The organism is Alteromonas stellipolaris, assembly GCF_001562115.1.
Classification (GTDB): Bacteria; Pseudomonadota; Gammaproteobacteria; order Enterobacterales; family Alteromonadaceae; genus Alteromonas; species Alteromonas stellipolaris.
Genome location: NZ_CP013926.1, coordinates 4,370,908 through 4,391,202, shown reverse-complemented (window position 1 = coordinate 4,391,202; position 20,295 = coordinate 4,370,908). Strand labels below are relative to the sequence as shown.

Sequence of the window (20,295 nt, the reverse complement as noted above, 5' to 3'; positions counted from 1 at the left end):
TTTGTTACGAATTGCTACTAGGTGCCTTAAATTTGTCTTCAGAAAAGACAAGCTGTAATACGCTGTCTTCAACTTGTTTACGCTGGGGCCAATACAAATGAATAAACCGAAAAGGGGCTGTGCTTGGATCTCATTACTTATTGGCTAACCGCTGATGGTGCTATTTCATTAACTACCGCAGCCGTGTTGATTACCACCTCTACCATCACGTCCTTAATAACTGCCACCTTTGGGATTGGCGGCGGTGTTTTGCTTATTGCGGTAATGGCGGGAAGCTTGCCAGTTTCTGCACTTATTCCTGTGCATGGCTTAGTACAGCTAGGTTCTAACGGCAACCGAGCGTTAATGACCTTTCGGTATATTGACTGGTCCATGGTGAAGTTCTTTTCATTTGGGGCGCTGTTAGGGGCTGTGGTGGCGACGTTTATTGTGGTGCAATTGCCTTTAGTGGTTATTCAATTTGCTGTGGCGGGTTTTATCTTATTTTTGGTGTGGGGCAGCAAACCGAAGGCGCAAGAAATGCAACCTGTAGGGCGAAGTTTAGCAGGGTTAGTTACCACGTTAATCTCCATGTTTGTTGGCGCTACTGGGCCGCTAGTTGCCGCATTTGTGCATCGGAACAATTACAATAAAATGCAGATAACCGCCACCATGGCCTCGTGCCTTACCTTTCAACATGGTTTAAAAGCGTTTGTGTTTACCTTTGTAGGGTTCTCCTTTTTTCAATGGTTAGGATTAATTTTTGCCATGATTATAAGTGGTGCCGTGGGGACTTACGTGGGGCTAAAAGTACTCAAGAAAATTCCAGCCGATAAATTTCTCGTGCTGTTTAAAGTTATCGTTACCTTATTAGCAATCCGCTTAATTGTGCAGGCAATGTCTGATTTAGTGTAGGCCAACTTATTCGTTAGTTTTTCTGTATGAATTCGCCGGGTGAGAGAAAAAGGCACATGCTCGCGCCTTTTTCTCTTTATGCTTGTTATTCTATTTTTCACGCTAACCCGCTAATTGTGAGGGCTAGCGCGTAGCGGAATTTAAAAGCGGTAGCTCGCTGATACCTGCCATTCCCTACCTGTACCCGGTAATTTATCCCCTACCGCAATATCGGCACCTGATACGCGGTTAACCCCCGCTGTATGAGCGGTGTAGTACTTATCAAGCGCATTTTGAAGCTGTGCCGACACGCTAAAGGTTTGAGTAAACTGCCAGCGTGCCCCCAAATGTATAAGCCCGTAACCTGCTGTACTACTTTCGTTTTGTAAGGCAGAGGTATGATTTTGTGCGCCCACTAAATGCGAGGTGACCGACAACATAAGTGGGGATTGCATAAACTCGCTTTGCCACTCTATACGCGTCGTCAATTGCTCAGGTGCAATACGAAATAGCGCATCGTCTATGTCGTCTCTATTACCATGGCTCAAACTTGCTGTAGACGTTAGAAGCAGGTTGTCAGCTAGCTTACCGTTAATCGTCACGTCTAGTCCTTTAATAACAGCGTCTGTATTGATCCATTGAAACGGCGTATCTGATCCCATCATAGTCGAGAACATAATAGCAGCCGCATTACTGCTCGGTGTGCCAGCAATGTAGTTTTCTATGTCTTGGTAATAAAGCCGGGGTGAAACGGTCCAATCATTTTCGCTGTAGCTGATACCAAATTCAATCTGGCGAGCGGTTTCATTATCAAGTTCCAGATTACCAATATAATTGAACCCGTCAGCCATGCCACCTGTAATGCCTAATGGTAACCAGGTGTAACGTTCGTAATAGTTGGGCGCACGGTTCTTTTGCGATACACCCGTAAATACCGTCACCGTGTCGCTAACGGGTATTTGGATGGTGGCCGTTGCATCTAGCATATTGTAGGTTTCACTACGTTCGGCATTGTTGAAGTTTGACGCGAGCGTGGCTACCGCATCGTTCATCATAACCATGTTAGAGCCTATCGCATCGGCATCCATGTCAATTTGGGTATAGCGAAGGCCAATTAAATAGTCAGCGCTATTGGTCACACGATGCCACTCGGTAAAGCCACTGAAGGTATCGCGGGTAATATCGGTGTAGTTGTTAATGTAAAAAGCGCTGTTATTTGGGTTGGTAATAACCGAATTATTTCGGCTGTGTAAATGGCTAAAACCTACTTCAAGCTCACCATCAAGGGCAGGGGTAACATAGGTCGCCTCTACACCCTGACCGACAGAGTCGGCGTCGTTTTGCCTGGCCATACTAGCCATTGAAACCGCGCGCTGTGAAAAATTATCCATGGCGTGCTGATTACTATTCCCAAACACACTTACCTTCAACATGCGCTCGTCATCGGCTTGATATCGATAACCTAAGCGATACCAGGCAGCATCTATGAAGGCGATATCCATCGCAAGCGCCGCAGTGCCACTGTCGTTAGTATTCAGCGCTTGATAGCTGACATCTAGGCTATGCTTGCCCCAACTATAACCCGCGCGAAGCTTTCCGCCGTTTCTTTGATACTGAGAATTAGGGATGGCAATGCTTGAGCCTGCATCGTTAGAACCAGCCTCGCGCTCGTCACGCTGTTGGTGGGTGAATGCGCCGCTGATAAAACCATTGGCCGCGCCGTAAAAAGCATTGGCTTGGTACTGTTGTGCATTGCCGGGAGAATACGCACTGGCGCTAGCATTAAACTGCAGGCCATTGGCTTGAGAAAATAAGTGCTGAGCGTCAGCACGAATGTCTAGTTTACCGCCTAAGGTTTCAACTCCTGCGCTTATCGGCACTATTCCGCGATACAATACGGCCTGAAGGCCAGGTTCAGGTAATACATGCGAAAGCGGGGAATCCATGGCATTAGGGCCAGCGCCCGCGATATCAACCCCATCAATAGTCACGCCTACTCTGTCACCGTATAGGCCGCGATATTGTATTAACCCTGTCACCGGACCATTTCGAGAAATAGTCACGCCGGGTAGCGTAGCAAGTTGGTCGCCATAGTCAGCTTCGGTATTGGTAGAGGCAGAAACTCGTGCATTATTGGTAAGGGTTAGTGGCTCGCCAATAACGGTAATAACTTCGGTTGAAGCGGTGTCTTGAGCATACAAAAAAGGGGAAAAACCAGCAGTACATACTGCTAGTGCAATGGCTGTTTTTTTCATAATTAGTCCATTTTTAATTAAACAACGTCAGCGATAAAGCTGATAAAAGCGCGTTATAAATAAAGTGTAATGGTGAAACTATGAAAGAGGTGGAGCGCGGGAGAGCCCAGTTGCGTAGGCGTATGCCGTGTAGGGGCGCTGTGCAATTGCAGTAGCAAGGTTGTTAAAACGAACAAGGGTGATTAAAGGAAGTGAAAAATCAGGCGCCGTGACGGCGTTGGGTAAGTCAGAAAGCAGGCTATTGGTACAGTCGATGTGTACTACCGGTATCTTGCTGATATCTACACTAACATAAACAAACTCACCAGCATGTTCAGTCGCGCTTAATGATATCCAGCGCATGGTATTGCCGGTACAAATCAGTTCTATATCGTTGCTGCTGTCATTAAACTCGGTAGTAAATCGCTGCGCCTTTTCCATTGAAACGGCCGCAAGCCCCAAAGCCATTGCGTTTTGCAATAGCAGGGTTAAGCATACTAGCAGTGTAAATAATGACTTCAATGGCAAAGCAGTATTCTTTTTCTACCGGAACTTATTTAATAATACGTTAAATATAGGATGTTGAAAGGGCTTTTTGCTGCGAGCTATTTAACCTTTAACCCTAGCGCTTGAAGTTTACGGTATAAGGTCCGTTGGCTGACACCCAGAGCTACTGCAAGGGAATCTATACTGCCTTCGTGCTTTGCTACCACCTCTTCAAGGTACTTAGCTTCAGCAGCTTCCAGAGTAACAATGCTCGCGTTACTATGAGTCGTGGGCTCGCTGATTAACTCGGGTAAGTCGGTTGGATAAATAACATTTTCATCTGCCAACAAATACGCTTGCTCTACAATATTTTTAAGCTCCCGAATGTTACCTGGGTAGGTGTAATGGCTTAGCACTTCAATAGTGGATTTGTGTAAGCGCTTTTTCGAGGGCAGTTCGTGCAACATATGGCTGCACAGCATAGCAATATCGCTTTGGCGCTCGCGAAGCGGCGGAAGATGTATAGGGAAGCCCGCAATTCGGTAGTAGAGATCTTGTCTAAATTCGCCTTTTTCCACTAAGGACTTTAAGTCTTTATGCGTCGCGCACACTAAACGAAAATCGGCCTTTTTAACTTGAACGCTTCCTACTGGGCGGTAGGTTTGAGTTTCAAGCAGCCGCAGTAACTTAACCTGCATGGTAAGGGGCACGTCGCCAATTTCGTCAAAAAATAGCGTTCCGCCTTGGGCGGCATCAACCAACCCTTTCTTGTTTGACTGCGCGCCGGTAAAAGCGCCTTTCTCATAGCCGAATAATTCAGACTCAAAAAGTGAATCAGCTAACCCCGTACACTCTATTACAACAAAAGGCTTTTCGGCGCGGTGGCTGCTGGTGTGTAGGGCATGAGAAACCAGCTCTTTACCTGTACCTGTTTCTCCTTGAAGTAACACGGCTATATCGGATTTTGCAGCTCGGTTAATTTTATTCAGCATGGCTTTGAAGGCGGCAGATTCACCTATCATTTTTCCCTTGGTAGGGTAATTAGAGGCAAACGCGAGTTTATCCAATATTTCTAAGTAGCCAAGCAGGTCGCCGTTAGCATCGTGCACCGGGCGCATGAGAATATCACAGTAGCTTTGGCCGCTATTGGTGGTATGAATATGTACTACGCTTGCTGCTCGGCCGGTGTCTTTGCATTGCTGTATAGGGCAACTCTCGCCGCATTGATCACAAGGTTTGGTATTCCCGTGGGACACTTTAAAGCACTGGCTTTTCCCCGGAAAAATGTCCACAGGATAGGTATTACGATAAGGCTGATTAACCGCTTCTATTACATATTGATGATTAATGAAAATAGCGGGTTTATCGATGGCATCTATCATTGCCTGAACAATCGAGATATTCATGTAACAGCTTCACCTAGCGATACGGGTTGGGTATGAATAACGTATGCGCATAGTCTATACCCGAAAGATAACTAATCTAGGTTTAAGGTATCACATTGGCACGCGCCTTGTACGTATGTTGGTAGGTAATGCTCCCCATTGAGGAAAAGAATATGAAAATGAGATTAACGGCTGTTGTAATAAGTGGATTCTTTTTATCGGCTTCACTATTAATCGTACTATCAACCGCGCTAGCGGCTGAAATGCCGCAGCCGCAAGACAGCATAGCGACACAACACGCAACTGAAACCACCCTGGCAGGCCCCGAAGATAAGCTAAACCAAGCACGTAGTAACGCCAAAGCATTAGGTGGTGCGCTAAAAGCTAGGCTTAAACAAGCCATTTCAAAAGGTGGTTTAGAAGCCGGGGTAGAGGAGTGCTATGTGGCTGCTGGGCCTATTGCAGAAGCGCTCAAGAAGGATGGTTGGACGGTAGGGCGCACAGCACTTCGTGTACGTAATCAAGGCAACAAACCTGATGCGTGGGAGGAAACCCAATTGCATGAGTTTGCAAACGCCTTATCTAAGCAATTGTCTATGCCGCTAGAAGCATCGCAGTGGAATGAGGAAACGGGCGAATTTCGCTATATGTCAGCGATTGTTACAGGGCAAGTGTGTACGGCGTGCCATGGTAACAATGTGGCACCTGCTGTCATTGATATCATTAAAGAAAAATACCCAGAAGATACCGCAACGGGCTTTACTCCTGGCAGTTTAAGAGGTGCTTTCACGCTTACCTATTCAGCCGAATAGCTTTTATTTTAAGAAGGTGCAACGGGTCTCTATCGCCATCCGTTGTATCTTTTTATCTCCTGTTCCCTATCCCCTATTTCCTACCGCTTATTCCCTAACTCCTATCATTTTCACTTTCTTCTATTGTCTTTCCTCTCTTGTTTTTTAGCAGTGTTTTTTACAAAGGCCCACGCTCTGTTCTCCACCTATCATTTAATTTAACTTTTATGTCAAAAATGGCGCTAATTGTCATTTTTGGCATATTTTCCTCTCATCTTGTTTGAGATGGATCAACGCGGCTGATTCGACTTAATGGAATAATTGCGCCGCACAGTAGGGAAAATCAGAGGTTAGGTGTAGTGGTGCCTTAGGTGGCGCAAAGCTTGCTAAACCTCATACAGAAGTATAAGTCTTACGGTGCGGACTTTTAATTAAGGTTGTTGATTTAAATAGAATTTTTAGCGGCTTGCCGTACTGTTTTTAACTAGGGAGAAAACCCATGAGCGATACGTTAGTCGAACTATCGCGGTGGCAATTTGCGCTAACTGCAATGTTCCACTTTATATTTGTGCCCTTAACCTTAGGGTTGAGTTTCATGCTTGCCATTATGGAATCCGTTTATGTGATGACAGGCAAAGAAATTTACAAACAGATGACTCAGTTTTGGGGAAAGTTGTTTGGTATTAATTTCGCCATTGGTGTGGCTACCGGCCTCACTATGGAGTTCCAGTTCGGGATGAATTGGTCGTACTATTCTCACTATGTTGGGGACATTTTTGGGGCGCCGCTGGCTATTGAAGGTTTGATGGCGTTCTTCCTAGAATCAACCTTCGTTGGGTTATTTTTCTTTGGCTGGGACAAAATGTCGAAGGGAAGACATTTAATGACCACATGGTTAGTGGCTATTGGTTCTAATTTCTCAGCACTATGGATACTCATTGCGAATGGTTGGATGCAATATCCCGTAGGCGCAGAATTTAACTTTGAAGCCATGCGCATGGAAATGACAAGCTTTGCTGAGGTTATATTTAACCCTGTAGCGCAAGTTAAGTTTGTGCATACCGTTTCAGCCGGCTATGTAACCGGTGCTATGTTTGTATTGGCTATTTCTAGTTATTACCTACTTAACCACAAGCATATCGCATTTGCCCGTCGGTCTTTCGCTATTGCTGCTAGCTTCGGCCTAGCCGCTACCTTGTCAGTTATTGTGCTTGGTGATGAAAGTGGTTACGAATTAGGTGAAGTGCAAAAAGTAAAATTGGCTGCTGTTGAAGCGGAGTATGACACTCATCCAGCACCTGCGCCTTTTACCGTATTCGGTATTCCCAACGATGAAAAAGAAGAAACCGAATACGCACTTCAAATTCCTTGGGCGATGGGCATTATTGCTACTCGTTCACTTACCGAGGAAGTTAAAGGCTTAAAAGATATCAAAGCTGAGAATCGTTTACGTATCCTTGATGGTATCAAAGCGTACGCGTTGCTAGATAGTGTTCGAGATGGAACCGCTTCATCAGACGAACGCGCGCTGTTTGAAGCACACAAAGATAATATGGGCTATGCCATGCTGTTAGAGCCATTTACGGATGATGTTACACAGCCTTCGGAAGCGGCCTTACAAAAAGCGGTAGATTACAGTATTCCTAAAGTTGCCCCTTTATTTTGGAGTTTCCGCTTAATGGTGGCATCAGGCTTTATTATGTTAGCCGTGTTCTTAGCTGCCTTCTATTACAGTACTAGACATAAAATAACCCAGCCTCGCTGGTTGTTGAAAGCGTCATTGTATAGCTTGCCGCTACCTTGGGTTGCGTGTGAAGCCGGTTGGTTTGTGGCTGAATTTGGTCGCCAGCCTTGGTCTATTGCAGAGATTCTGCCAGTGCATGCATCAACATCTAATCTGTCTATCTCAGACATTGTCACCACGTTAGTTGCGTATTCAGCGTTTTACACAGTGATGTTCATTGTGGCCTTTTACTTAATGAAAAAATTCGCCAAAAAAGGGCCAGTGCCTCCTGAAGATCACACGACGAATGAAGACGATGACCTTATCGACTTTGATGCTAAAGGAGCAAACGCATGATTGATTATGAATTTCTTCGCGTAGCCTGGTGGTGCCTTATCGGTGTTCTGCTCATTGGTTTCGCGGTAACGGATGGGTTCGATTTAGGCGTAGGTTCACTACTGACCATAATTGGTAAAACAGACAAAGAACGTCGCGTAATGATTAATACTATTGGGCCGCATTGGGATGGAAACCAAGTGTGGTTCATCACGGCAGGTGGTGCCATTTTTGCCGCGTGGCCGATGATCTATGCTACCGCCTTCTCTGGCTTCTATTTAGCCCTAGCGCTAACGCTAATTGCACTGTGGATGCGCCCAATTGGGTTTGATTATCGCAGTAAGTTGCCGAATTCGCAGTGGCGAAAAGCATGGGATTGGGCTTTGTTTGCTGGTGGTTTCATTCCTGCGCTTATTTTTGGCGTGGCGTTTGGTAATTTGTTACTAGGTGTACCGTTTGAATTCGACAACACGCTTAAATCAACTTACACAGGCTCTTTCTTTGGTCTGCTTACACCGTTCGCACTTGTTTCTGGGTTGTTGTCAGTGGCTATCTTGCTTAACCACGGAGCTACCTGGTTACAAATGAAAACAGATGGCTTCATTGAAGCCAGAGCTCGTGTCACATCTTTCATATTGAGTTTAGTGGCAGTAGCCTTGTTTCTCATTGCCGGTGCGTGGGTAGCATTTGGATTAGACGGTTTCGTCATTACCTCTACCGTAGATACCTTAGCCACCTCGAACCCAATGAAAAAAGAAGTCGCTATTGAAGCCGGTGCATGGATGTCTAATTACTCGCGATATCCTTGGATGGTTTTTGCGCCTGTTTTAGGCGTAGTAGCAGGGCTTGCATGTGCGATGTTTTCCCGTAAAGGGAATGCAGGAATGGCATTTGTTTCAAGTGCACTACTGATTACTGGCGTTATTCTAACCGCGGGCTTTTCAATGTTTCCGTTCTTAATGCCCAGTATCACTATGCCAGAAGCTAGCCTAACGGTATGGGATGCCACTTCTAGTCACTTAACCCTAAATATCATGTTCATTGTGGCTTGCATCTTTGTGCCTATCATCTTGTGCTATACCGCGTATGGCTACTATGTGATGCGTGGGCGAGTTAAAAATAGCGATTTAGACCAGTCTCACACTATTTATTAAGGAGTAGCATATGTGGTATTTCACTTGGATCCTCGGCGTATTGCTGGCGTGTTCTTTGGGTATTTTAAACGCTATGTGGCTTGAGTCTACCGAAGACATGGACCGCCCTGAAGACGCCGAATAGCTAAGTAATAGCAATATTTATGGCGTAGTTAAAACGCAAATGGCAACGAGCTAACGCTTTTAATGCTCGTTGCCTGATTTGACCCGCCATTTAAACCGATTTTTTTGAACCGTATTTGTGACCGAAAGACAGTGCGATAGAGTAAATGAAAAAGTTAAACAGACAGACATTGCAAGCTGGGTTTAATCACCTTGATAACACGCATAAGCTTGGCGTGCGAAGACAGGTTTTGATAATCACTTTAGTGAAGTGTGTGTCTCTTTTTTCTCTTATTTTCGCGTTCTATTTTTTCGCTCATGCTATTCATGAATGGGTAGTAGATACCCATAAAGCAAGCCAATTCCATATTATAGGTTTATCCGTTGCGCTGTTTATAAGTTGGTTAGCGCAAGGGTTGGTAAATACGCTTACATTGTCATGTAAGAGCCAGTTGGTGCAGGCTATGGAGCAAAAGTTACAACTTATTTTCGCCGAGCAACAGCATGCCCTCATTCGTCAGCATTCGCTTTTTTACTGGCAAACACTTTGGGTGAAGCACATTCGCTCTATCGCCAATTGGGCTTTCGATTATCGCGTACAGCAATATGTTGCTGTACTTGTCCCTTTGATGGCGTTAGTGGTTATTTTTTACGTTAACCCCGTAATAGGTGTGGGGTTAGCTATCGCACTCCCTGTTGTTCCTTTATTTATGATCGTTGTGGGGAAAGGAGCCGCCAGCTTACATCGTAAGCACTTCGTAGCGCTTGAGCGACTAGGCGGGCTTTTTACCGATAGGCTCAACGCACTGCCTTTAATGGCGAGCTATCGTGCGCATAATACTCAGATGCGGCTACTTAATAATGCCAGCGAACAACTCAATCAACGCACCATGCGGGTGGTGGGTGTCGCCTTTTTGTCATCGTCAGTATTGGATTTTTTTGCCACCTTATCGGTAGCCTTAGTCGCGGTATTCATCGGGTTTTCATTATTAGGCGAACTTAGCTTGGGCCCGGATATTTCCTTGCAGCAAGGGCTGTGGGTGTTATTAACGGTACCGTTAATTTTAAGCGAAATGAAAAAGCTTGGGCAGGTTTATCACCAAAAAGCCGAAGCTGAGGCGGCCAGCGAGTGTTTATTTTCGTTGTTTAATACATTGAATGACGATGAGACGGCAAAGAAAGGGGAAGTAAAAAAGAGGGGAGTGAAGAACAAACCGTTTTCGGGGTTTGATGCGCAAGATTTTCGTGTCTCTAACCTGCTTAGTGCCAACCACCTTAAAATTGCAGCAGGAGACCACATTCGCTTAAACGGCGTTTCTGGTAGTGGTAAAACAGTATTGCTAGAGGCCTTAGCGGGTCATCGCAACGCTTCTCACAGCTTTGACGGAAACTGCGTATGGGTGAGTCAAACTCCAGTTGTTTTACCTGGCAGCGTGAGAGACAACCTTTTACTTGATGCCCACTATAGCGATAGTGCGTTGTGCGAGGTGCTAAGTTCAGTTGAGCTAGCCGATTGGCTTTCGTCACTGCCTGATGGTCTAGATACCTTGATGACCGAGTACCCTAGCCTCTCCGGTGGCGAAGCGCAGCGGCTTGCGTTGGCGCGCGGTCTACTAAGAGACCCTGATATTTGGTTGCTAGATGAGCCCACCGCGCATATTCCCGATGAACAACACCATCGTCTTTCACAACTTATTGCGCGCGTTACACAAGGCAAAACGGTTGTTTGGGCGTCGCATAAGTTGCTGCCAGCGCACTGGTTTGATGCGCATTGGCATATTGCAGAAGGCGAGGTAACAGTGAAATGAAATCCAAACCGTTACAGCCTGCTGTATCTGCGCAAGGTATAGCTGCATCAAAAGCGTCTTCGTCACTCACCGAGCAGACGTCAATAGCAGCGTATGGCGCGCTGGGCTTAGCCTTGCTTCATGGTATAGCGGGTTTGAGTATTCTTATCATTTCATCTTGGTTTATTGCCATTAGCGCAATAGCCCCTTTAGGGTTTAACTACGTGATCCCTGCGGTGGTGATTCGTGGGCTCGCACTACTTCGTATCGCTTCTGGTTACACCACCATGTGGCTAGGACACAAGGATTTATTAACCCGAATTGCCAAAGCACGGTTAGCTGTGTTTGAGCAATTAGCGGCAAAACGCCTTGAAAGCAAAGCATGGACAGTTGAAGCGCTCGCGAACCACACTGAGCAACTTGCCTCAGCTTTTATTGCGTGGGTTTCTCCATTAGCCTCGGTTATGCTGCTAATGACAGGCTTGTTGCTCACGGGGTATTTCATGAATATGCCAGGTTATGGTTTTTTCATAGCCCTAGCCATAGTGTGGTTGGTAATTAGTGTTGTTACTGCGGTTTACGGACTGAAAGCCGTGGCTGGTTCGGCTGAGGCAGAGCTTGAATTTCGGCAACAAAGCGCGACGTTTTTTCAAGCAAGTAGTTTATGGCACCTTAAGTCAAAAACGGTAAAGGGCTTGTTTAATGCACCCTCTACTCATCGCGTACAAGATGCACAACTAAAAGAGCAGGCACTAGTGTCTAAAGCTATGTGGCTGTTCCAAGGTGGCGTGTTCACTTTAGTGGCGCTGGTTGTTTTTACTGCCAATACGGCAGCCTATTTTGTTCCGCTAGCACTCATTACGCCAATGGTGCTATTGGCTGCACCGGACTGGGCGAGCGCCACTTTCAGCAGTGTCGTGAAGTTCGCTAAGTGGCGACATAGCAAGGCAGAGCTACACGCAATGCACACCCAGTCTTTGCCCTTACTAAATGCCCATAAACCCAGCATGTCACTTTCTTTAACGGGTTTTATCGCTAAAGAAAGAAACCTACCAGCGGTCAATATGCAGTTTGAGGCATTAGGGCTGAATGTGATTAAAGGCTATTCGGGGTGCGGTAAGTCGAGCGTACTACAAGCAATATGCGGGCTCCTTCCTTTTGACGGTCGACGCTCTATAGACAATGTTGCCACCCCGCAAGGCATGCTAGAAAAATGGCTTTATGTTGAACAGCACCCCATCATTTTGGCCGGTACTATTAAACTCAATTTAGATCCGGCAGCGTCTGGAATAAGCGAAGATGCTATGCACAATGTTTTAGCCCGGGTTGGTTTGCAGCACCTTACTACCTTGGCTGAATGGGTTGGTAAAGGAGGAAGGGCGTTATCTGGCGGTGAAGGTAAGCGTTTAGCATTGGCCAGAGCCTTATTAGCGATGCCCGATGTGTTGTTAATTGATGAACCTTTTGAAGGGCTAGACTACGAAGCACAGCAGCGCGTCGCCGAGGTCATTAATGAAAGTGCGCATTCGCGGTTAGTCATTGTTGCTACCCATGTTGTTCCTGCGGCCCTTCAACCTAATACAACCTTCTCGCTTGATGAAAAAGGTTATCAGAATAAATCTCACCCCAGTCTTCATACTCAACCAAATGGCACCCAGCTAAGTTATAGCCAACCAAGACACAACCAACTAAGCCTTAACCAAATAGATCATGCCCACCAAAACACGGTTGGCGAAGGTGGATGGCAGGTAACGTCGCCGAATTGCACAACGCTAACGCCTAGTGAACAGCAGCAACAGGCTTTGGCAGAGCTGCAACACCACGAGCGCAACACGGCTTTTGGTTTTAAGCCGCGAAGGAAATAAGACCCCAGTTGAAAGGTATGCACACTCTTAATAACTGGGCCCAAAGGGTGAAAAGCGAACAAAAAAAAGGCGCCGTATAGGCGCCTTAAACACACATGTATAACTTGTTTTTAGAACTTAGCGCGTAGCTGCACACCGAAGTAACGGTCTGCATCACGAGGGATTTGATAACGGAAGTTATCGCCGCTGTAGGTGGTTACATAGCTTTCGTCAGTTAAGTTCTTACCGATAAGGCTGATGCGGTAGTCATCATCTTGGAACGAAAACGCTAAGCTTGCATTCACAATAGCGTAGTCAGGTAATACTGCCGGGTCGTTTTCTTCGGCAAATGCACCAGGTGCACCCACGAACATTTCATCAGTGTAAACGTACGAGCCGTTTAAAATGATGTCCATGTTGTCCATTTCCCAAATGTACTCACCGGTTACAGAGTATTTTAGGTCTGGAGAGAAAGGTAAATCAGCGCCTGAACTACCAGTACACTCGGTATCGGTATCGGTTACTGGGCATAAGAACTCATCTACTTCAGCATCTACTTTCGATAAACCACCAGTTAACGATAGGTTATCTGTTGCTTGCCACATGAAGTCAAACTCGAAACCTTGGGTGGTTACCGACCCTGCGTTGGTTAAGCGAGTGATAGTAACTGAGTCAAGTAACTCTGAGTTATTTGCTTGGAAACCGTCAATATCAGTCCTAAAGATAGCGGCGTTAAAGATTACGCTACGGCCTGCGTATTTATACCCCAACTCATAGGCATCTGATGTTTCTTCACCAATAGGTAAGGTATCTTTGTCTGACATGTTGTAGAACACGTTAAACGCAGGGCCTTTATAACCTTGTGAGAAGGTAAAATACGTCATGCTGTTGTCGGTTAAGTCATACTGCGCGCCCAACTTGCCCGATACATTTGTTTCATCAGTCTTACCGCTGTAGTCTGTATCGAAGCTACGTACACCTACACCAGTACGACTGTATTGGTCATTACTGCTGCGGTTATGTGAGTAGCTTACTTCGTCATCAGTATAACGAATACCGAATAGTAGACGTAAATCGTCATTAATATGGTATTTACCATCAGCGAATAACGCCCAGTTATCAAACTGCGTTTCCATGTAAGCCGTTGCGCTTACAATATCGTTTGAGTTACAGCTTAGGCCTTCATCAGCAATGTACTGATTCACTTGATCGTCAGTTGGGTCTGCAATGCCGAAGGTGTCGGTTAAGTATGCGCTGATAGCCTTAGGGAATTGGGTATCGTTATTTTGACAACTTGCATCACGGGTAAAGTTACGCTCAGATTTTTGGGTCCACCAGAAAGCCCCCACTTGATAATCGAATGCCTCACCCACAGGCGATGCAATGCGGAATTCTTGTGAGGTTTGTTTCCAGTTTTGTGCGCCAATATCATGTAACTGGAACGGTTCGCCAAACACAGGGAAAGGACGTGTGCCTGCTGTTGATGTGAAGTCACCTTCACGGAATTCTGTATTGTCCCAATCGCGGTAAGCCGTAATTGAAGTGAACTGATGGTCACCAAACATGGTGTCAACTTGAACAGAGAAACCTGTGGTTTCATCTAATGTGCGAGTTTCAAAGTCATGATCAATAAGGCGCTGTTCTAAATCTAAGTCACCATTACCAGTACTGTTAGGTAGTGCTTCAGAATCAGGGTGACGGTTACTTGGTGTAAGTTCTAAATCGGCACAACAGCTGTCATCAGATTTCACGTTTTCAAAGATGAAAAGAACATCAGTGTCGTTACCCGCTTCGATATCAAGCATGGCACGAACGCCTTCTTTATCGTAGCCGTTGGTCATTTCATTGTTATAAACGTTTTTAATATAGCCGTCGAACTGTGATTTAAGTACGGTTAGGCTACCGTTTACATTATCGTTTAACGCACCAGATACACTGGTTTTTAAACGGTATTCATTGTCTTGAAACAAGGATACTTCCGCAGTGCCTTCAAATTCATCAGAAGGGCGTTTAGTAGTAATGTTAACCACACCGGCAGACGCATTTTTACCAAACAAGGTACCCTGCGGGCCACGTAATACTTCAATGCGTTCAAGGTCGTATAAATCTACGAATGCTTGGCCTGAACGACCTAACACAACGCCGTCTACTACTGTAGAGACACTCGGCTCAGCAGCCACACTAAATGAAATAGTCCCAATACCACGAACGGTAATGGCGGAGTTCCGAGTGGTGTTACCTTTTCGGAAACTGACCGATGGTACTAATGCTTGTAGACCTTCAATGTTGTTAGAAAATGCAGCGTTAATTTGGTCTTCGCGTAAAACAGAAACCGCAACCGGCACTTCATTTAAGCTTTCTACACGCTTTTGTGAGGTAACGGTTATTTTTTCGAGCCCTTTAGGCTCAGCAGGTTCTGCTTCTTGTGCGCTGGCAGCAAAGCCAATGGTCATACAAGTACCAATGGCTAATGCCCGAGTAATACTTGAATGTAGTGTGCTAGGTCTTAGTAACATGGTGTTCTCCACGAATTCTTTTTTATGGGTTTAGTCCAGTTATATTTGCCGTGTGTCCGACGGTCTTCTCTTCAATTTCGCTTACGTTGTAGTTAACGCGTAATGCCTGTTTATCTTTTTGTCTTGCTCATTTGTCTTATATAAGACAGAAGATAGTCAAAATTTAACCAAAAAGTAAATCAATTGCAATCTTTTTGTTAATTAAGTCTTTAGTGGCTGCAAAGTCAGTTTGAATTTAATTTTTTTTGGTTAAGTGTATGTTATTTATGGGTTTAAGTTTGTTGGTGGTGGATTTTGTTAGTTCGTGAATAGTCGTTATATGTTTTATTTATACAAGTTTATAACAATAAGGCTGCTGGTTTGTCTTGCATTAGACCGGTAAATTTAGGGGTTGTAGAGGCATGAAAGTAGGGTGGGCCAAATTTAATAGGTAATTTGGTTAATGTGCTTTTAATGCTATCCCTAAAGTGTCACAGTTATGTGAGCATAATTATTGATTTAACTAGGAATATCAAAATGTATGGAAGGAAGTTAGGTATGGGTGTTAGTAAAAGTATTTTGTTTAAAGGCCTATGTATTGTGTTATGCATAGGTAGTGCGACAGGCAGTTATGCAGAGAATAGAATTGATACTCAACGCTCTGATGCACCAGCACTTTCAGCCTATGGCGAGTATGCTATTGGGGTTCGCAAGCTTGAGGTGGTCAACCCTAAGCAGATTGATATTCTTGCTCTTGATGCTACTAAGGCTAAGCCAAACCCACTTCCTACTTATGACCGCCCACTAACTCTAGAGGTTTGGTATCCGGCAGAGCAGGGTAGTACTGGCAATACAGTGTTAAACGCATTTATTCGCGATGGCAAACAGCAGGTTGAATTGCATGGTAAAGCGGTAAGAGATGCTGCGCCTTTAGAAACGAAAAAAGCCTTTCCATTAGTATTGGTATCTCATGGATATCCCGGTAACCGTTTTTTATTAGCGCATTTAGCGGAAAATATCGCTTCTAAAGGCTATGTAGTGGTATCGATTGACCACACCGACTCTACCTATCGTACACAAGCGGCCTTTGCATCTACGTTAGTGAACCGCTCTGTCGATCAGCTTTTCGTGCTATCACAAATTGAAACCATGGCGAAAGATGAAGGTTCATTTTTGTATCAATTAGCCGATGCGAGTAACACAGGTATTATTGGTTATTCTATGGGTGGCTACGGTGCGGTAATCAACGCGGGAGCCGGCATTACCGAACAAGCGGTAAATAGTAAACTGAGTGCGCCATTTGGTACTTTAGCTCGCCATCAAACTGGCATTAGAGACAAGGTCGACTCTCGTGTTAAAACCATCATTGGCTTTGCGCCTTGGGGCATGAACTATCGCATGTTTAATTTAGACAGCGTGGCTATTCCTATGATGCTTGTTGCAGGCTCACAAGATGATGTGTCAGGGTATAAAAACGGCGTGCGCGCTATTTGGGAAGGTGCAAAAAACGTAGATCGCACCTTGCTAACCTACGACAACGCAAACCACAATGCAGGTGCAGTTATGCCAGCGCCTGAAGAGTCTTTCGTATTTGATGAAGCACTAGGTTTTGATGTCAGCTCACACTATATCGACGCGGTGTGGGATAACGCTCGTATGAATAACATTGCACAGCACTTTGTTACCGCATGGTTAGGTAAATACCTTAAAAATGATAGTGATATGCAAGCTTATTTAGACCTAGTAGCGGTATCAAATGACGGCGTGTGGGCTATGGGTGACGACGGAAAACCGAAGGTAGAACATACGTATTGGGAAGGTTTCCCACATCGTACTGCCAAAGGATTGAGGTTAGAGCAACTGCCAGCAGCGCAATAGCACTTTAGAGGTTTTATACGTCGGCTCTGAAGTCGCTAGCGTGAAAAAGCAGTTACAAAAAAGCGGCGTAGAGGTTAATTCTACGCCGCTTTTATTTTTTCTAGCTAGTGTTTTAATTTTAGCTTCTAAGTACAGCTTTTAACGTCGGCTCTTAACTACTGTTTTAGGGCCTACAACATTAGAAGGTGTAGCGCGCACCAAAGGTGTAGCGAGGACCATATTGACGAGCAAATAAGAACTGTTCTTCAAAACGTCCGTAACCTTGTTCAGTTTCATCGTTAATGTTCACGCCTTCAAGGAACACGGTGAGGTTTTCGTTCACATCGTAGTTCACGCTGGCATCAACCTGCCCATAAGTATCGAACTGGGTGGCTGGGTTATCTGCAGACCCTTGCGCTTGACCAATTCCCACTACGTAGTCAGAACGCCATGCATAAGTCACCTTCACAGATAAGCCTTCTTTTTCATAAAAGACTTGGAAGTTAGCCGAATCACTAATACCCACAAGCGGGTTTTGCTCAGAGCTTAAATCGTAAGGGTCATACTTCACATCGCCATCTACAAACGTCGCGTTGGCACCTACACCAAAGCCAGTATCACCGAAGGTATGTTGAACTGCCAACTCAATACCTTCAACTGTGCGCGTATCGCTTAGGTTACGAGGTTTGGTTACACGCCAAGTAATTAAAGGGTCATCGGCGTTAGGAGTAACTACCCCATCAGCATCAGCATAGCCGTTATCTACAAAGTATCCATAGATAGCACTGTCAGTGGCTTGCACGCCTGCCGCTTCAAGTGCCGATACAGCTTCGTTCCAACGAGGGCCTTGGTAAATATCATTCAAGCCTTCAAAGGTTTCTTCCGACGCTGAGTACGAAATATAGTTCTTAACTGACTTTCTGAATAAACCAAGAGACGCGTAACTCGCTTCGTCGTAATACCATTCAAACGAAAGGTCTAAGTTAGTTGATTCGTAAGGCTTCAAGCTTGTATTGCCTTCTGTTGCCGTACGAGAACCTATTTTAGGACTTCCACTGAACGAACGGCCGCCTTGTAGTAGACCGATAGGTGCACGGGTAATCGATTTACCCCAAGAGAAACGGGCGACTACGTCGTCGGTCACGTCTACTTTAATATCTAACATCGGTAACAGTACATCGTACTCACCCGTGAAGTCTTGAAGCTGTAAGTCAGCCTCAAATTGGGTTATCCACTCAGATGCCGCTACCCAATTGACCTGTGTTGGCACGCGAACTTCGGCAGCACTAGGTACTTCCGTTTCTTCATAGCGCAGGCCAGCGTTCACTTGAACATAATAATCGCTAACTTCGAATTCCCACTCTGATTGTACATAAATAGAGTCGGTAGTCTCTTCAACATTACTCACTGACGGGTCGCCACTAAAATAAGGGTCAATCGAGTAAGTATTGCTTTCACCTACCACGTCAGCGGTAAGGTAAGCGAGCTGACGAGCAATAGCTTCATCAAGGTCGAAGGTGTAATAATAGCCAGGGTTCATGCTAGCGCCGCCACCAGAGAAAGCATCTAGGAAGCCACTAGTATCGTTTCTAACAAACATGTCGTCTGGAAAAATTTCGGTGAAAGAAGGGTTAAAGCCCGGTCCGCCACGCAAGCCACTCCATGCCGTAAACCCTGTTAGGGTTTGCTCGGTACGTGCAATACCGAAATCAATTTTTACCAATGGAATATCAAAGGCTGAGTTGAACCATGTTCCATCTAATTGAAGCTGCTCAATGTCAGAGCGGCCTGGAGAATAGATGAACTGGCTGAAGTTAGAATCAATTTCACCTGGGTTAATTTCGTTGGTGCCGTTATTCCAGTTAACGTAAACCTGTGGAATTTCGCCCTCACGGTAATCATATACCTTAGAAATAAGCTGATCAGAACCCAAAATAACTTGGCCTGCACTACCTAGCCCTTCATCATAACCATTGTCTGTTTCGTTGTACGAGTCGTGGTAATCAAGGGTGAAAAACCAGTCGTCATTTAATTCCCAATCTAAATTTATACCCAAAGAGCGAGCATCAACCCGTGTTGTATTTCTGCTTGCAGTAAAGGATGCATCGTCGCCGCTAATATCAGCATAAATCGCGGTACCATTAGCATCTAACTCATAGGCATTTATGTTAGAGCCAAAGTTATTCCAAATACCCCAGCCAACCGTATTTGTACCAGTAGTGGCACGGGTAGCGGTGTAATCAACGGTTGCAGTGAAATTATCGACAGGGCGGAATTGAAAAGTAACTTGACCATTTGAGCGTTCGCGCTGTACATCGTTAATACTGTAATTCATGTCTTTTGCAAAGAATGCAGCATCAGTGATATTGGTTCGGTTATCTACAACGTTAGCAGCATCTAAATCTGGTAGGTCTGCGTTTTCTTGCAAAACCCAACCTTGTACGCTGGCGGCTTGTTGCTGGAAATCGCGTTCTTGATGAGAGAAAGACACCCCAAAACCAAACATATCGTCAACGAAGGTATTGCTGTAAACACCAGCAATTTCTGGTGTTACATCATCGCCTTCAACATTAGAGGTATCGTAAATGCCCTTCGCTGAAAACGAGGCTTGTTGACCAGGACGAGAAAGCGGCTTCATGGTAATGATATTTACCGTCGCACCTAACCCACCACTTGGGTTTTCAGCACGGGCTGTTTTGTGTAGCTCGAGGGTACTAACCCCTTCAGAAGACAAGTTCTCTAAGTTAAATGAGCGGGTGAAACCTGTACCTGGCATTTGACGACCGTTAAGTGTCACCAAGTTAAATTCTGGGCCAAAACCACGTACGGTAATTTGGCTACCTTCACCGTTAGAACGGCTGATAGTCACACCGGTAATACGCTGTAACGACTCTGCTAAGTTGGTGTCAGGAAATTTCCCTAGCTCCTCTGCCGATATAGCATCAACAACACCGCTTGAACTGCGCTTTAAGTCCATTGAACGAATCATACTGCCACGAATACCGCTAACTTGAATAACTTCAACTTCACTCGGTACACTGTTGTCTGCGGCAGCCGTTTCTGACGTTTGAGTTTCTGGTCTTTCTACTTCTTGTGCAGAAGTGGAAAATGCCAAAGTTGAACCCAACAACAAAGCCATTGATGTGGCGAGCTGGGTCTTTTTAAATGTTGTATTTTTCATAATTGACCTACTAAATCTTTATCAATTTATTGCTGCCGCTTGAGTGT

The 20,295-nt window shown here is 45.2% G+C and carries 13 protein-coding genes; 8 read left to right on the top strand and 5 right to left on the bottom strand.

What is annotated here, in order from left to right; all coding sequences use genetic code 11:
• Positions 1 to 123 precede the first annotated feature (123 nt).
• Positions 124 to 894 carry a sulfite exporter TauE/SafE family protein gene (locus tag AVL57_RS18530; RefSeq protein WP_057795480.1) on the top strand — a complete coding sequence of 257 codons (771 nt, stop codon included), beginning with the start codon at positions 124 to 126 and terminating at the stop codon, positions 892 to 894.
• 140 nt (positions 895 to 1,034) lie between these two features.
• Here the strand turns inward: AVL57_RS18530 and AVL57_RS18525 are convergent, their stop codons facing one another.
• The 3 genes from AVL57_RS18525 to AVL57_RS18515 all read right to left on the bottom strand — a co-directional run bounded on the left by AVL57_RS18525 (position 1,035) and on the right by AVL57_RS18515 (position 4,999).
• Positions 1,035 to 3,128, bottom strand: a complete 2,094-nt coding sequence (locus AVL57_RS18525; protein WP_057795482.1) for a TonB-dependent receptor — start codon at positions 3,126 to 3,128, stop codon at positions 1,035 to 1,037.
• A gap of 78 nt (positions 3,129 to 3,206) precedes the next feature.
• Positions 3,207 to 3,635 (bottom strand): hypothetical protein, encoded by a 429-nt coding sequence (locus AVL57_RS18520; protein ID WP_057795484.1) that lies wholly within the window; start codon positions 3,633 to 3,635, stop codon positions 3,207 to 3,209.
• 77 nt (positions 3,636 to 3,712) lie between these two features.
• Positions 3,713 to 4,999, bottom strand: a complete 1,287-nt coding sequence (locus AVL57_RS18515; RefSeq protein ID WP_232363261.1) for a sigma-54 interaction domain-containing protein — start codon at positions 4,997 to 4,999, stop codon at positions 3,713 to 3,715.
• Positions 5,000 to 5,151: 152 nt separating this feature from the next.
• Here AVL57_RS18515 and AVL57_RS18510 point away from each other — a divergent pair, with 152 nt between their 5' ends.
• From AVL57_RS18510 to AVL57_RS18485, 6 genes are all read left to right on the top strand, one after another.
• The gene (locus AVL57_RS18510) at positions 5,152 to 5,790 is read left to right on the top strand and encodes a Tll0287-like domain-containing protein (protein ID WP_232363262.1); all 639 of its coding nucleotides are present in this window, start codon (positions 5,152 to 5,154) and stop codon (positions 5,788 to 5,790) included.
• Between the two features lie 478 nt (positions 5,791 to 6,268).
• A complete protein-coding gene (locus tag AVL57_RS18505; protein WP_057795486.1) occupies positions 6,269 to 7,849 on the top strand; it encodes a cytochrome ubiquinol oxidase subunit I in 1,581 nt (526 codons plus the stop codon).
• A complete protein-coding gene (gene cydB, locus AVL57_RS18500; RefSeq protein WP_057795488.1) occupies positions 7,846 to 8,982 on the top strand; it encodes a cytochrome d ubiquinol oxidase subunit II in 1,137 nt (378 codons plus the stop codon). Before AVL57_RS18505 ends, cydB begins: the two co-directional genes overlap by 4 nt.
• 10 nt (positions 8,983 to 8,992) lie before the next feature.
• Positions 8,993 to 9,106 (top strand): cytochrome bd-I oxidase subunit CydX, encoded by a 114-nt coding sequence (cydX, locus tag AVL57_RS18495; RefSeq protein WP_057795490.1) that lies wholly within the window; start codon positions 8,993 to 8,995, stop codon positions 9,104 to 9,106.
• A gap of 145 nt (positions 9,107 to 9,251) precedes the next feature.
• A complete protein-coding gene (locus AVL57_RS18490; protein ID WP_057795492.1) occupies positions 9,252 to 10,892 on the top strand; it encodes an ABC transporter ATP-binding protein/permease in 1,641 nt (546 codons plus the stop codon).
• Positions 10,889 to 12,736 (top strand): ATP-binding cassette domain-containing protein, encoded by a 1,848-nt coding sequence (locus AVL57_RS18485; protein ID WP_057795495.1) that lies wholly within the window; start codon positions 10,889 to 10,891, stop codon positions 12,734 to 12,736. Before AVL57_RS18490 ends, AVL57_RS18485 begins: the two co-directional genes overlap by 4 nt.
• A 110-nt stretch (positions 12,737 to 12,846) precedes the next feature.
• Here the strand turns inward: AVL57_RS18485 and AVL57_RS18480 are convergent, their stop codons facing one another.
• Positions 12,847 to 15,231, bottom strand: a complete 2,385-nt coding sequence (locus AVL57_RS18480; protein WP_057795497.1) for a TonB-dependent receptor — start codon at positions 15,229 to 15,231, stop codon at positions 12,847 to 12,849.
• 537 nt (positions 15,232 to 15,768) lie between these two features.
• Between AVL57_RS18480 and AVL57_RS18475 the strand changes: the two genes are divergently transcribed.
• The gene (locus tag AVL57_RS18475) at positions 15,769 to 17,088 is read left to right on the top strand and encodes an alpha/beta hydrolase family protein (protein WP_057795499.1); all 1,320 of its coding nucleotides are present in this window, start codon (positions 15,769 to 15,771) and stop codon (positions 17,086 to 17,088) included.
• 178 nt (positions 17,089 to 17,266) lie between these two features.
• On the opposite strand, the gene AVL57_RS18470 is transcribed toward AVL57_RS18475, so the two are convergent.
• On the bottom strand, positions 17,267 to 20,248 hold the full coding sequence (locus tag AVL57_RS18470) for a TonB-dependent receptor (protein WP_057795501.1): 2,982 nt from the start codon (positions 20,246 to 20,248) through the stop codon (positions 17,267 to 17,269).
• Positions 20,249 to 20,295: the final 47 nt, after the last annotated feature.